General features: G+C 65.9%; 10 protein-coding genes. 2 read left to right on the top strand and 8 right to left on the bottom strand.

The window, feature by feature from the left end; all coding sequences use genetic code 11:
- Genes ACIA8C_RS08235 through ACIA8C_RS08200 form a run of 8 tightly spaced genes read right to left on the bottom strand, consistent with a single transcriptional unit; the run spans position 1 to position 8257 of the window.
- The gene (locus ACIA8C_RS08235; protein WP_397132257.1) at positions 1 to 933 is read right to left on the bottom strand and encodes an NAD(P)-dependent oxidoreductase; all 933 of its coding nucleotides are present in this window, start codon (positions 931 to 933) and stop codon (positions 1 to 3) included.
- Complete coding sequence (locus ACIA8C_RS08230) at positions 933 to 2165, bottom strand: cytochrome P450 (protein WP_397132255.1); 1233 nt, start codon at positions 2163 to 2165, stop codon at positions 933 to 935. Before ACIA8C_RS08230 ends, ACIA8C_RS08235 begins: the two co-directional genes overlap by 1 nt.
- 40 nt (positions 2166 to 2205) lie before the next feature.
- Positions 2206 to 2883 carry a GNAT family N-acetyltransferase gene (locus tag ACIA8C_RS08225; protein WP_397132253.1) on the bottom strand — a complete coding sequence of 226 codons (678 nt, stop codon included), beginning with the start codon at positions 2881 to 2883 and terminating at the stop codon, positions 2206 to 2208.
- On the bottom strand, positions 2884 to 4029 hold the full coding sequence (locus ACIA8C_RS08220) for an acetyl-CoA carboxylase biotin carboxylase subunit family protein (protein WP_397132251.1): 1146 nt from the start codon (positions 4027 to 4029) through the stop codon (positions 2884 to 2886).
- The gene (locus ACIA8C_RS08215) at positions 4013 to 5131 is read right to left on the bottom strand and encodes a pyridoxal phosphate-dependent aminotransferase (protein WP_397132249.1); all 1119 of its coding nucleotides are present in this window, start codon (positions 5129 to 5131) and stop codon (positions 4013 to 4015) included. Before ACIA8C_RS08215 ends, ACIA8C_RS08220 begins: the two co-directional genes overlap by 17 nt.
- On the bottom strand, positions 5121 to 6104 hold the full coding sequence (locus tag ACIA8C_RS08210; RefSeq protein WP_397132247.1) for an arginase family protein: 984 nt from the start codon (positions 6102 to 6104) through the stop codon (positions 5121 to 5123). Before ACIA8C_RS08210 ends, ACIA8C_RS08215 begins: the two co-directional genes overlap by 11 nt.
- The gene (locus ACIA8C_RS08205) at positions 6097 to 7119 is read right to left on the bottom strand and encodes a methyltransferase domain-containing protein (protein ID WP_397132245.1); all 1023 of its coding nucleotides are present in this window, start codon (positions 7117 to 7119) and stop codon (positions 6097 to 6099) included. The genes ACIA8C_RS08210 and ACIA8C_RS08205 overlap by 8 nt, the downstream gene beginning before the upstream one ends.
- Positions 7120 to 7147: 28 nt before the next feature.
- On the bottom strand, positions 7148 to 8257 hold the full coding sequence (locus ACIA8C_RS08200; protein ID WP_397132817.1) for a 4-hydroxyphenylacetate 3-hydroxylase N-terminal domain-containing protein: 1110 nt from the start codon (positions 8255 to 8257) through the stop codon (positions 7148 to 7150).
- A 714-nt stretch (positions 8258 to 8971) separates the two neighbouring features.
- On the opposite strand from ACIA8C_RS08200, the gene ACIA8C_RS08195 reads away from it, so the two are divergent.
- Positions 8972 to 13780, top strand: coding sequence for an SDR family NAD(P)-dependent oxidoreductase (locus ACIA8C_RS08195; protein WP_397132243.1), 4809 nt, complete (start codon positions 8972 to 8974; stop codon positions 13778 to 13780).
- Positions 13777 to 14619, top strand: coding sequence for a 3-hydroxyacyl-CoA dehydrogenase family protein (locus ACIA8C_RS08190; RefSeq protein WP_397132241.1), 843 nt, complete (start codon positions 13777 to 13779; stop codon positions 14617 to 14619). Before ACIA8C_RS08195 ends, ACIA8C_RS08190 begins: the two co-directional genes overlap by 4 nt.
- The last annotated feature ends 29 nt before the right edge of the window (positions 14620 to 14648 follow it).

The following is a 14648-nucleotide window of genomic DNA, read 5'->3' as shown; positions in this document are numbered from 1 at the left end:
TCAAGGAATCAGGTAGTCCGTGGCGATCGTGCGCGGGTCGATGCGCAGGGACGGCTCCCTCATTGTCGACCGATCAAGGGTCCCGGTGGCGTGGATTGCCGCCCAGTCGCGGTGATACAGCGGATCGCCATCCCACGGCCGCCATGCGGTGTGCGGCGTCAGCGTGACCCGTCCCTTATCGATCCACGGCCGCAACTGCTCTGCCCGTTCGTCGGTTTCGACATCGCTGGTGAGCCTGCCGGTGCCCGCGGCGAGCCAGTGCAGCAGGGCGTCACCGTCGACGGGGTAGCAGCGAGCGGGATTGATCAGATGCCCGTCGAGCCGCAGACAGCGAAACAGCGCGTCATCGATGAAGTTCGACACCTCGGGCAGACCGGGCAGTGCGACGACCATCAGGTGCGCGAATCGATGTGGCAGACGATCTAGCGGCGTCGCCTCCCCGCTGCCGAACGGATGGGCAGTGCGCGAGCGCGGCCGCACCACGGTCACCCGTGTGCCGAGTCCGGCCAGTGTTTCGGCGACGGTGTGACCGAAGGCCCCGTACCCGACCACCAGGGCTTCGCGACGGTTGAAGGGTTTCGGCATGTCGCCGGCGCAGTGCAGAACGTGCTGGGTGATCACGTACTCCGACAGCGACGGGGCATAGGCCCGCGCGCTTCTGGTCACCAAATTGTTCCGCGCGAGCGCCGGAATATGCGGATAGCTGGGACCGGACGAGACCAGGTGAACCCAGGAATCCGTTGTCGCGGCGGCAGTTTCGGCCAGTTCGGCGGTGGTGAGGTCGTGCGCGGCGAGCGCGATCATCTTGTGCGCGAGCGCGGTACCCGGCGCCACCGGCTCGACGCACACCCCAAGCGCACCGGCGACGACGGCCGGATCGGCCGACGCCCCCAGGCAGTAGAGCGTCGCCGGATCCACCGTGACGGCGCGCATCAGCGCGCGCTGGTCAACGCCAGCGGAGCTCGGATATGTCCGTGCAGGACAATCGAATCCCGCCATTGCCGACCCGGTAGCAGCCGGGCATTCGGGAACGCGCTGAGGAAGCTACCTACCGCCACCTGCCCCTGCACCTTCGCCAAGGACGCGCCGAGGCAGCGGTGCACGCCGGTGGAGAAGCTCATACTCGTTCGCGCCGTGACGTTCTCGACATCGAGCCGGCCCGGATTCGGGTAGGCGCGGGTGTCGTAGTTGACCGCGCCGACCCAGATCAACGCCCCGGTGCCCGGCGCGACGACCCGGTCACCGATCTTGGTCTCCACCCGGGCGGTGCGGTGGGTCAGCTGGATGGGGGAGTCGTAGCGCAGCAGTTCCTCGAACCATGGATCGGTCAGGCGGCCCTCGTCGAGCACCTCGGCACCGAGGCCGTGTTCGAGCAGCGTCACGAGGGAATTCGCGATGAAGCTGACGGTGGTCTCGAATCCCGCCGCGAAGACGAAACCGACCAGCGTCAACAGCTCCGCGAAGGTGAGTTCGCCTGCGGCGTGCATGCGGACGCAATCCTTCAGGAATCCCTCGTGCAGAATTCCCGGATCCTTCGTGCAGTCCACCACGAAGTCGGTGAACTTGCGTGCCTCGGTCATGCCGCGCCGGTATTCCGGAAAGGTGATGCCGACGTCGAGCAGTTTGGCGCCGTGCCCGCCGAGCGAGTCGAGCATGTCGTCGCCGAGATCGGGAATGCCGAGGAAGTCGGAGATGACCCGGATGGGAATCTTGCGCGCGAAATCGGCGACGAGGTCGATGTTTTCCCGGCCGTCGAGCTCGGCGAGCACCGCCTCGGTGTGTTTGGTGATGATATCGATCGAACTCGTCACCGCGCGATGGGTGAACATCGGGAAGACCAGTTTCCGCAGCCTGGTGTGCTCGGGCGGGTCCATGAAGACCAGGGCGGGGGCGTCCAGGGCGATGGGTACCGAACGCCTGGTCAGCCAGCGGTAGACCCCGGCCGCCGGGGGGATCGCCACGGGCTGGTCCGCCGACCAGTCGTTGCTGCGCAGGATTTCCTCGCTCTCCGCGTACCCGGTGACGACGATGCCCGCGGCGCTGTCGTGCACGCCCGCCGTCGCGCCGATCTTCGTCAGGACCGCCCGGTAAGGAGCACCCTTTTCCGGCGGCCGGAGAAACAGCCTGCCGACATCGTTTTCGTCGCCGAGCATCGAATCGGGCAACAATCGGAGCGGACCGTGTAGTAGGAACCAGCGAATAGGATCAGTGACCACCGAGCTCGCGGAGGACAATGTCGACACCCCCTTGTCGTTTCATTGCGGCATAGAAGTTTTCGCGCTCGAAGCGGAACAGCGCGGCCTGTTTGTGCGGTAGATCCACCTCCCCGAGTTCCTGGCCGTCCACGGCCTTGCAGACACTGCGGTCGAGCGTGCGCACCAGTTGATTCGAGGCGGTCGGGTCCGAGATCACGCCGGTGCAGTCCGGGTAGGTCTCGAAGACGCCGGCGATGAGCGCGACCCAGAACGGCAAGGCGTACCCGAAGTAGTCGGGTTCGCCGATGCAGCCGTGCATGCCCATGTCGTTGTCCGGTGTGTCGTAGTAGTCGGCGACCGCGTCCAGTGCGACGCGATACAGCTCGACGTAGCCGCCCCGCTGCCCGTCCTGTCCGACGAGAAAGGGGCGAGTCTTGTTGTCGGAGAACTGGAAATCGATCTCGTCCTGCCAGCCCGCGCGATCCCAGTCCTTGTGCATCGCGATCTGTACGTGCGGTTGCGCCATCCAGTGCGCGACCTGGTCGATCTCGGCCGCAGTGGATGGGGTGACCGGGGTGAGTTCCCACGGTGGCGGCAGCACCGGCACCCGCCATTCCTGAAAGGCGAAGTCGGTCAGCGGTTTCCCGCGCCGCCGGGACCGATCTATGGGTCGTCGCTCACTCGTCACTCACGGCACCTCGTTCGCGGCTGCCAGCAGTTCGAGCGCGGCGAGGACGGCCTCGGTGCGGCCGGTGATCCTGGCCCGGCCGCCGAGGCGGATTCGATCGAACGACGGGTCGACGGGCAGGTGGTCGATGCGGTCGGCCCCGGCGATCGGCTGGCCGACGCGCCACATCCAGCCGCCCGAGGCGTCGGGATCGATGGTCGGCACCGCCCAGTCGAGCCCGGCCTGGATCCGCAGGTTGAGCAGCTCGAGATCGATGCCCGCGATGGCTCTGGACTGAAACGGGACCTCGCCGCCGGAGGCACGCGCGCACACTTCGCTGACTACGACATCGGCGAAAGTGTCACCGCTGGAGAGGTATTCGACGTGCGCGGTGAACGTGCCGTCGAGGCCGAGGGCGGTACACGTCCGGATGGCGAGCTCGGCGAGCTCGGCTTCCAGCGCGGGGGTGGTCCGGGCCGACCCGGACCCGCCGCCCTTGGTCAGGTCGAGCAGGGAACGAATGTACAGTCCCGAAAACAGAGGTGTCACAGTGCCGTTCGAGACCAGCACCTCGGAATGATATTGCGGGCCTTCGAGTAACCGTTCGACCAGGCCGTCGCCCAGCGCGCCGAGATCGACGGTGCCGAACTTCTCGGTCCGGATCCCGCGCAGGTTCGCCTCGGCGGCCGGTTTGACGATGACGAGCTCGTCATCGGCGAACCCCGTACAGCCGCCTGTCTTTTCGACGCCGCCCTCGGTCACTATCAGTGTCTCCGGCACGGGGATGCCCGCGGCTTCCAGCGCCCGGCGCATGACACCCTTGTGCCGGTAGTTCTCCAAGGAGCCCGCGGGGATAGGTGTCGGCAAGCCCAAGTCGCCGCACAGTTGCGCGGCAAGGCCGAGCAGGTACTCGTCATTGGTGATGATCGCGGTCGTCCCGGCGGGAATCAGCGACGGCCATTCGTCGATGTCGGCGACCTGTTGCGCGCCGATCCCGGCCAGCTCGTCGTCGCCCTCGCGGACCAGCGGAACCTCGCCCGTGCGCAGGATCCGTAGCTCGGCGCCCGCGGCCACGATGGCCGCCCCGAACTCGGTCAACCCGGCGGTGCCCAGCGACTGTTTCGCCTGGAGCAGGACCACCGTTGCGCGATCACCTGATGACAACACGCCTCCACGCCTCTAGGTGCTGGTCGACGCGCTGGCAGCCGAGGACGACGGCTTCCGGATCGCGCGCCAGCGAGATACGGATCAGATCGGTGCCGAGTTTTGGCTGCGCCCAGTAGAACAGCTCGCCGGGCAGCACATGCACACCAGCCTCGCCGAGTTCAGTGTAGAGCGCGCTGGCCTCGACACCCTCCGGGAGCCGGAACGTATCGACCGAGATTCTGGACTCCGGATAGGCCGGTGCCAGGTTGATATGGTCGCGCGCCAGCGTCCGGTTGCTCTGGATGCCGCCGCGCAGCCGGTCGTAGCCACCGTGCCTGCCGTCCTCGGCGAACAACTCGACGATCCGCAGAATGAACGGCGACGCCGACAGCATGTGATCGGAGTACATCCTGGCCAGCGGCAGCGGATTGCCGACATTCCAATTCAGGAACCCTGCCTTCAATTCCTGTAGCGGCCAAAGCTTTCCGGTGTCCTCGATGATCACCCAGTCGAGCTCGTAGCGGCCGAGCACGGCATACATGTCGTATTGCGCCCGCAGGTCCTGGGCACGGAAGCACGAATCGATGACCAGGACGGTGTCGCGGTCGGCGCAGGCGGCGGCGATCTCGTGTAGCCGTTCCGCGTCGAGCACGGTGCCCGTCGGATTGTTCGGCGAAACGGTGAACAGCACGCCGTGCGCGGGGATTACGTCGTCGAGCGGGCCGGTCGCCAAGTCGGTTTCGGCGACCGAATGGATGCTGAGTCCGTGGCCCGCGAGCAGGTCGTGCAGATTGTCGAAGGTCGGCTCGACCATGGCCACCCGGCGGTCGGCGAGGCGAATCGCCTTGCCGATCATGTCGATAGCGGTCGAGGAGGAGTAGCAGCTGCGAAAGGTGACCTCCTCGGCCAGCGCGCCGTGCTGACCGATCGAGGACAAGAACGAGTTGCGCGCGCTGCGCTCGACCACGTCGACCGGCAGCTTCCTGGTCTGCGCGAAGACCTCCGGAAAGGCGGCGACAATGTCGGATTGGGTGGTGGACAACGACATTCGCGGATGCCCATCGGACAGGTTCACACCGTCGACCAGCGCCCTGACTTCGAGGTCGGTGATGTTATCGGGCATGCAAACGACCATCCTGTTGCGTCTTGGCCCGCCGTGCGGCAGCGGCAAGGGTCATGATTTCGAAGATCACCGCGACACCGAGATGCGCGGTGATATCGGCGGTGTCGTACGGCGGCGAGATCTCCACCAGCGACACGGTGCGAATATCCGGCAGCTGGAGTTCGCGCAGCAGTCGGAGCGCGAACGCCGAGGAGGGCCCGCCCACCTCGGGAGTGCCGGTGCCGGGAGCGCACGAGGGATCGACGAAATCGATATCGAAGGTCAGCGCAACGGGATTGGCGCCGACCCGGTCTCGGACGATCCGGCCGAGTTCGGCACAGCCGAGCGCCATCGCCTCCTCGCACTGGATCACGGTGAAACCGAGGCCGTCGTCGACCAGATCCTCGCGCGGCACGCTGCCGCGCATGCCGATCTGGATGCTGGTCGTCGGATCGATCAGGCCTTCTTCGGCGGCGCGGCGATACACCGTGCCGTGAAAGTGCTTCATCCCGAAGTAGTTGTCGAGTACGTCGCGGTGCGCGTCCAGCTGGACCAGCGACAGCGGGCCGTGTTGCTGTGCGGCCGCGCGCAATTCGGCGATGGCCAGGCTGTGGTCGCCGCCGACCAGGATCGGCAGCGCGCCGATGTCGTGCACGGCCTTGACGCTGTGCTCGATCAGCTCGAGGGTCTGCAGGTGGTAGCCGGGCACGATGTGCACGTCGCCGCCGTCGACGACGGTGAGCAGATCAGTGATGACCAGGTCGCGTTCCCGGCTGCCCAACCGGCCGAGCGTGCTCGCCGACCGGACCGCCTCGGGCCCGAAGCGGGCGCCGCTGCGGTAGCCGGTCGCACCGTCGATCGGCACCCCGAGGATCACCGCGTCCACCCCGTCGGCGGCGGTCAGCTCCCGGATCGGCCGATAGGGGAGCCGGAAGAAGGTGCGCGGCCCGGAACTCAGCCGGGAGACGGCTTGGCTGTCGGTGTAGTCAGTCATCGTGGGTTTCCTTGGACCGCAACAGCATTGCCGTCACGATGCCGGTCTCGTCGAGGCCGGGCGTGTCGACGTCGTCCACCACGATCTCGAGTCCCTCGCTGGCGTACAGGTCCGTCCAGTACTGCTTGGGGGCCAGGCGCTGGTCGGTGAACGGGTGCAGCAGGAAGTAATGGTTGTAATAGTTCGTGCGGTGCGGGTCGCGCATCTTCTCCTGGTCGTCCCAGCAATAGTCGATATCGATGACCAGGAGTTCGATGCCGGGGTTGGTGTCGAACAGCGACCGAAGGAACTTGCGGACGCCGGCTTCGCCCTCCTGGCCGAGGATTTCGTGGATGACGAAGCTGATGATGCCGAAGTCGTAGCGGGATTCGGTCTGCTCGAGATGGCCGATCGCGTCCGCGTTGACGATGTCGATCCGGTCGGCGTGCTGCGATCCGGACACGAATTCCACTGCGGCGGCGGCACCTTCGGGGCTCGGCTCGATCCCGGTGAGTCGCATGTCCGGATACTTCTCGGCCAGCGTTGTCAGGAAAATGCCGCTGCCGCAACCGAGGTCGATGCCGCTGGTGTAGTTCTTGCCGCGCTGTTCGAGCACGCGATACATCAGCGGGATGGCGTCGTGCACGCTGATCTCGCAGCTGCCGATGCCGACCATCCGGCCGTCCCTCGGCACCGCGGCGGGGTCGGTGAATCCGCTGCCGATGTCGAGGAAGGTGCGGCCGTATCCGCCGATCATCATCTGATACCAGCCGCGTGCTTCCCAGATCCGCGCGAGTTTGTCGGTGGCCCGGTCGTTGTCGATATATCCTGCGGTCTGCAGGAAGAGTTGCAGCGCGTCGACCCGCTCCGGTGTCGTGATGCCCGATGCCAGCGCCTTGCGTGCGGAAATTCCGTTCACCACGATTTGTTCCAGAATTCCGTGCTCGATCAGGTTGTACAACACTGCCGACTGCACGTACCCGCTGAACGGCTCCAGCGCTTCGATCAGGCGTTTCCGGTTGAGCATGTCGTTCATACCTCTCTTTCGGTGCTTTTCGCCCCGGTCAGCCAGCGGCGAGCCGATCGGGATCACCGACGAATGCCAGCTCGTATTTGTTCTGTCGATATCCGTACGCCCCTGACGAGAGATTGGTGAACAATGTCCAATCGGAGAGCTGTGGTGCGGCGGAGATCAAGCCGTGCTGCGTCGTTCTGCCCGGCTTCGGGCAAATGAGGTCCAATCCGGCGATCTGCGAAAGCAGCGTCGAAGTGCCCTCGATGCGTTCGGTGAAATTACCGATGCCTTGCAGGAGCATGGCGCGATCGGCAGCCCAGAAACCGTAGCGCTCGTCGAATGTCGCGGAGTCGAGCGCGGCGGTGAAGTCTCGCTGGGTGCTCGCGGCGAATCGGCGGAGCTTCGCCAGGATTACCGCGGGTTCCTTGACGGAGGTCTGACCGCCGTCCAGTACTCGTTGCGCCAATGTGTAATACATCTGAGCCTTCGCGGACATCCGGGCCAGCGCCTGAATCCAGGCCGGATGGGTCATCCCGGTGTGCGCCCGCAATGTATTGCACTGTTCGATGGAGCCGTCGATGAAGACGCGAGAGTTAGGCACGAACGCGTGATCCAGTTCGATGATCGCGTCTTGTTCATCGAGCACATCGATGGATTGGTCCGGCAGTTCGTGCGCGCCGCGGAAGCCCGCCCTGGAGTGCACCGTCACGCCGCTGCTGTCGGGTTCGATCGCCACGCACAGCGCGGTGCACTCCTCCGCCTGCGTCAGCATGCGGTAGGGGTAGATCAGCAGCACGTCGGCGTAGAGCGCCAGCGTGGCCAGCTGTTTGTAGCCGCTGAGGTAGATGCCGTCGGCGTCGCGCGCGACGACTTTCAGCAGGTGGTCCTCGGAGATTCGCCCGCGTTCGGAGATGTCGGAGATGGCGTGGGTGAGTATCGCGTTGCCTGCGCGGCATTCGCGGTGGAACTCCCGGATCGGCCCGGCGCCGTCGCCGAAATGGTCGGCGTTGGCGGCCCAGGCGGAGACGATGCCCGCGAGGAAATCGGGGCTCCGGCCGAGCAGTCCGCCGCTGTGCGCGGCGAACCGGCGCAGCTGCCCGGCGTACTCCAAGAATTGCTCTTGTGTTTCCGGTGGTGTCCAGATGCAGTCCCAGAACAATTTGAGATCGGGATTGGTCCGCAGGCCGTCCAGGGTTTTTGCGAAAGGGGTGTTGGTTCTTTCCGCAAAAGTAGCCGAAATAGTTTCGGTTGAGCAGCTGAGATGCTGAGTTTCCAATGGATATCCTTAGCCCGCCGACCCGGAAGTCTTAAATGCAATATTAATTAATAGAACCTGATCCCGTAACACCCCGACTCTGTGTACGGTCAACCCGTAGCCTGCACCGCTTTCAAGATAGCCGACCTAACGAAGTGTAACCATTCCGGCATCTGTGACCCTCATCACATTGTATCATTTCGTGATCGCGCATTGAACTGCGCGTTTACAACTATCTGGAAAGCATTGGAAAGACGGTTTGTAAACCCCCCGATCGGGGGGATCGTATTCGTCTGCAAGCCCCCTTACCGGGGGGTTGCGGATTTCCTGGAAATGGCGAAAATGCGGCCGCAGTAGAGCGTGAAGCTTAGTCCGCTACAGCGACTTCTATTCAAATTCGCACCGGCATGAAGTATGCTGAAGCAGCGTTGCGAGGTGGGTGTGTCGGTGCTAGATTCGGGGCCACCAGGGGCTGAGCTCGCCCTGATCGGGTGTATGGCAAAAGCTCTGTATGAATTCGAGCATTAAAGCCGCGACCCCGATGTCTGAAGGGTGGTATTGGTGGAGACAAATCGGGTGGGGTCCGGTGCCTTCGATCGGTCGGCGATCGAGGAATGGATGGCAGAAAAGATAAGCCGGATCATCGGAATGGATCCGGCGGCGATCGATCGGACCGCCACCTTCGCCGCCTACGGGCTGACGTCGTCCGATGCGGTCGGCCTGTCCGGCGAGCTGGAGGAGTGGCTCGGACGCGACCTCCCCGAAACGCTGCTGTACGAGCATCCGACGGTAGCGCAGTTGAGCGCGGCCCTTGTCGATACACCCGCCGATTGCACGAGCCCCGCAACGGATTTCACGGCCGCGACCGGATCGGGCCAGGAGGTTGCGGCCGACACGATGTGCATCGTCGGCATGGCCTGCCGATTCCCCGGCGGGGCGAACTCACCACAGCTGTTCTGGCGCAACCTGGCAGACGGCATCGACACGGCGACCGACGTGCCGCCGCAACGTTGGGACGCGCGGCAATTCTTCGATCCTGATCCCTACGCGCCGGAAACGACCTACACCACGAAGGGCGCTTTCGTCGACGACATCGCCGGCTTCGACGCCCAGTTCTTCGGCATCTCGCCCCGCGAGGCGATGCGGATGGACCCGCAACAGCGGATGCTGCTCGAGGCGACCTGGGCGGCGCTCGAGGATGCCGCCATCCCCGCCGACCAGACCCGGGGCAGCCGGACCGGAGTGTTCGTCGGGATGATGGCGGACGGTCGTTACGCGAACGTCTTGGTCGACCACGGCGGCCGCGCGGAATTGGACGATCCGTACCTCGGGCTCGGCAGCGCGACCAGCGTTGCGGCGGGGCGGGTTTCGTATCTGCTCGACCTGCGCGGGCCGAGCCTGGTCGTCGACACCGCCTGCTCGTCCTCGCTGGTCGCCTTGCATCTGGCGATGAACAGCATTCGTAACGGCGAATGTGATCGGGCCGTCGTCGCCGGAGTCAGCGCGATCGTGCATCCCGATACCTACCTGCAGGCGTGCAAGATGCGGATGCTCGCTGTGGACGGTCGCTGCAAGACCTTCGACGCGGCCGCGGACGGATTCCTGCTCGGCGAGGGATGCGGCGCGGTCGTCGTGGAACGGCTCACCGAGGCGAAAGACCGGCGGCACCAGGTGCTCGCGGTGGTGCGTGGGTCGGCGGTGAATCAGGACGGCACGAGCAACGGCCTGACCGCGCCGAACCGGGCCGCGCAGGTCGCGGTCATTCGCGAGGCCCAGCAGCGGGCGGGCGTCAGTGCCGACAGTATCGATTACGTCGAGGCGCACGGTTCGGGGACGCAGCTCGGCGACGCGATCGAGATCGCCGCGCTGACCGAGGTTTTCGGCGGACCGAGGCCGCTGTACGTGGGTGCGGTGAAGACGAATATCGGCCATCTCACCGGCGCGGCCGGGATGGCCGGATTGGTCAAAACCGTGCTGGCACTGAACCGCAGGACGATTCCGCGAAACCTGCATCTGCGCCAACCGAATCCGGCGGTCGACTGGTCCGCCACGCCGGTTCGCCTGCCGCACGAGAACATTCCGTGGCCGTGCGAGGACGAGCGCACCCCTACGGCGGGTGTCAGTTCGTTCGGATGGTCGGGCACCAACGCCCACGTCATCGTGTCCGCGCCGCCGGTCGAGGTGACCGAACACGATCCCGAAGATCGACAGCGCTGGCACATTCTGCCGCTGTCCGGGCGCTCGCCCGAGGCGTTGACCGGTGCCGCGCATGCGATCTCGGAGTACCTGCGCAGCAACCCGCGACTCGCCCCGACTGCGGTGGCTGCCACCTTGCAGACGGGGCGAACTTGCATGCCGTGCCGAACGGCGGTGTCTTTCCGGACACTCCCGGAGGCGGCTGAGGCACTCGATGAGGTCGGGCGCAGAGTTGCGGTGGCGTCCGTGCCGCGGGGGCCGCGCCCGATCGTGCGATTCGTGTTGCCGGGCACCGGCGATCAGTTCCCCGGGATGGGGCGCGACCTTTACCGATCGCATCCGGCATTCCGTGCGGCGATCGATCGGTGTGCCGAAATCGCGGCCGATCCGCTGGGCATGGATCTGCGCGCTGCCCTGTACCCGGATGCGGCACCGGTGATTTCAGACCCGTTCGCGTCGTTGCGTGGCGACGCGACCGCCACCGCCGGAGAGCTGATCACTCGAATCGACCTGGCGCACGCGGTGATCTTCGCGTTGAACTACGCCGCGGCACGACTGTGGCACAGCTATGGCATCGAGCCGCGAGGCCTGGTCGGTTACAGCCTCGGTGAATATTCCGCTGCCTGCCTGGCCGGTGTGTTCGATGTCGAGGTGGCGCTGCCGCTGGTGATTCGGCGCGCACAGCTCGTCGCGGCCGCCGAACCCGGCGCCATGCTCACCGTCGCGGCCGCCGTGGACCGCGTCGCCGATTACCTCGGCCCCGAACTGTCCTGCGCGGCGGTCAACAGTCCGAACACGGTCGTCGTCGCCGGAACCGATGCCGCGATCAGCGCGCTCGAACAACGCCTCGCCGCCGACGAGATCGCCGCGCGGCGGGTGCCGACCACCCGCGCGATGCATTCGCACCTGCTGAATCCGCTGCGCGAGCGGATGGTCGAACTGTTCGACGGGATCGAGCTGCGCGCGCCCCGAATTCCGTTCGTGTCCAACCTGACCGGCAAATGGATCACCGACGATCAAGCGCGCGACCCGCACTACTGGGCCGAGCACATGTGCGCGACAGTCTCGTTCGCCGACGGCGTGCACACACTCGCCGACGCGGAGCCGTGCGTTGTGCTCGACCTCGGTGCCGGTCAGCTGGCCAGCCTGGTCAGCCAGGCGCTGGTGCACACCGGCGGTGCCACCGCGTTGCCGACGCTGCGTGGCTCGTCGACGCGCGATCCGGACGAGATGGTCGTGTCCCGCACCCTCGGTCGTTTGTGGGCCGGCGGGGTGGACGTGGATTGGTCGCGTATCGGATCGGCCGGGCATTCACTCTCGCTGCCGTCGTATTCGTTTCAGCACCAGCAGTTCTGGCCCGTTACCGAGAAGGCTCGTTGCATCGACCGGATCGGGTCGCTTGCCGCGCCGGACACGGCGGCCACGGAGCTCTTCGAGCCACAGTGGGTCGCGGTGCCCGCGGCCGATTCGACGGACCGGTACGCGCCCTATCTCGTCTTCGCCGATCCCGGCACCCGCAGTGCCGATCTCGCCGGTCATGTGGCCAAGGCGCTGGACGGTACCGACCTGGTGACCGTGGTCCCCGGTACCGAATTCGGGCAGGCCACCGCGGGCGGCTACCGTGTGCGGCCCGGCGAGCCCGACGACTATGCCCGGCTGATCGATGCGCTCGACGAGCGGAACCTGCTGCCACGCACCATAGTTCACCTGTGGTCCGTGCACGGTACGACGGACGATCCCGGCACCGTAGACAGTGTGACGGTGCATCGACGTTTCGGGTTCGACAGTCTGTTGGCCCTGGCGGGCCAGTGGGGTCGCCGCTGCGTCGACGGGTGCCGGATACTGGTCGTCACCGATCACGCGCAGTTCGTCGATCCCGAGGACGTCCTCTATCCCGGTAAGACCGTCGTGGCGGGTCCCGCGCTGACGGCCGGGCAGGAATATCCGGGGCTGGCGGTGCGCACGCTGGATGTCGTGACGCCGGTCGATGACGAGCACGGTTCGTGGGACGAGCTCACCGAAGCCGTTGTCGCCGAGCTGCATTGGCCGGGCACCGATACCGTGATCGCGCGTCGTGGGCGGCGCAGATTGGTGAAACGCTTCCGGCCGCTCACCCTGGACGCACCCGCGCCCTACGTGCGCGACGGCGGCGTCTATGTGATCACCGGTGGGACAGGAAGTATCGGCCTGCAGGCGGCAGCACATCTGGCCGCCGCCGCGTCCGATGTCAAACTCGTCCTGCTGGCCAGGACGCCGCTGCCGGATCTCTACGACGCGGAATCGGTCGCGCGGGCCGGTGCGACGGCGCGCGCCAAGGCGGCCGCGGTACGCGACCTGACGCGTGCCGGAGCCCAGGTGCTGGTGCTGACCTGTGACATCGGCGATCGCGCCGCCACCGCCGCCGCGATCGCCAACGCCCGCAACAGCTTCGGCCCGATCGACGGCGTGATTCATGCCGCGGGGGTGCTGTCGCCGGACGCGTTCACCACGATCGAAGCGACGACGCCGGAGATCAGCGCCGCACATTTCCGGGCAAAGATCGACGGCACGATCGCGCTCGCCGCCGCACTGCGCGGCGAACGTCCCGACTTCGTCGTCCTGCTGTCCTCGATGTCGGCGGTCCTCGGTGGCATCGGGTTCGCGTCCTACGCGGCCGCCAACGCGTTTCAGGACCAGTTCGTCACGATGCCCGGCCTGCCCGGGGGCTCCGCGTGGCGCTCGGCGTGCTGGGACACCTGGCAGTCGACCCTCCGGCACGGCGAAAACTCTGGTGTAGCTGACTCTTTGGACAAGTACTCGTTCGCCGCCGCGGCTGCGCTCGCGGTGCTGGACCGGCTCATCGCGAGCGGCCCGCGTCGCGCGGTGGTCTCCGCCGGTCAGCTGCACGACCGCATCGAAACGTGGGTTGGCGGCGACGATCCGTTCGGCGCGGCCCCCTCGTCGACACCGGACCAACCGGCGGCCGCGCCGCCCGGCCGAACCGTCGAGGAGTATCAGCGCAGGCTCGCGGAGTTGTGGCAGCAGGCACTCGGCGTCGAGCGGGTCGGCCCGCACGACAACTTCTTCGAGTCCGGCGGCAATTCGCTGGTCGGCCTGCAACTGATCAACTCGATCAAGAAACAGTTCCGCGCGATCGTGCCGACCGTGGCGTTGTTCGAGGCGCCGACGATCGCCGACATGGCCGACTACCTCCTCGCGGCCACCGCAGACGAAAGGAAGTCACCGACATGAAACTTCTCGGCGTCATCGGTGCCGGTGTGATGGGCACCGGTCTAGCGCAAGCCCTTGCCGCGCATGGCATTTCGGTCGTCCTGGTGGATAGCTCCCGCGAACAGCTCGAGCGTGCGGAAAGCGAGGTGGTCCGGTACGCGCGCACCGGACGCCTGTTCGGCCACGACACCGAGAAGTACGGCGATCTCACCAAGCGGGTCAGCTACACCACCGATATCGGCGATGTCGGGGCCGCGGAATTCGTCATCGAGAACATCACCGAGAACTGGGCGCGCAAGGCCGAGATATATCCGGAGCTGGATCGAATCTGCGCGCCCGACACGGTCTTCGCGGCGAACACCTCGTGCATTCCGATCACCAAGATAGCCGGGGTCACCCAGCGCCCGGATCGGGTGATCGGCATGCACTTCATGAACCCTGTTCCGATGAAATCCACCGTCGAGGTGATCCGCGGCTGGCACACCTCCGAAACCACCATCGCCATCGCGCTGCAACTGCTCGCCGACCTCGGCAAGCGCGGCATCATCGTCAACGACATGCCGGGCTTCGTCTCCAATCGGGTGTTGATGCTGATGGTCAACGAGGCGATCTTTCTGCTGCAGGACGGCGTCGCGGCGGCGGCCGAGGTCGACGACATCTTCCGGTCCTGCTTCGGGCACGCGTCGGGCCCGCTGGAGACCGCGGACCTCATCGGGCTCGACACCATCCTGTACAGCATCGAGGGACTCCAGGAGTTCTACGGAGACAGCAAGTATCGGCCGTGCCCCTTGCTGAAAAAGATGGTGGACGCCGGACTATACGGCCGTAAATCCGGTCAGGGCTTCTTCTCGTACTCATGACCGAACCATTACCCCGTTACCGACAGGAC

This window comes from Nocardia sp. NPDC051321 (assembly GCF_044455225.1).
Classification (GTDB): Bacteria; Actinomycetota; Actinomycetes; order Mycobacteriales; family Mycobacteriaceae; genus Nocardia.
The sequence above is the reverse complement of the archived record's forward strand: the minus strand, read 5'-3'. Positions and strand labels throughout refer to the sequence as shown.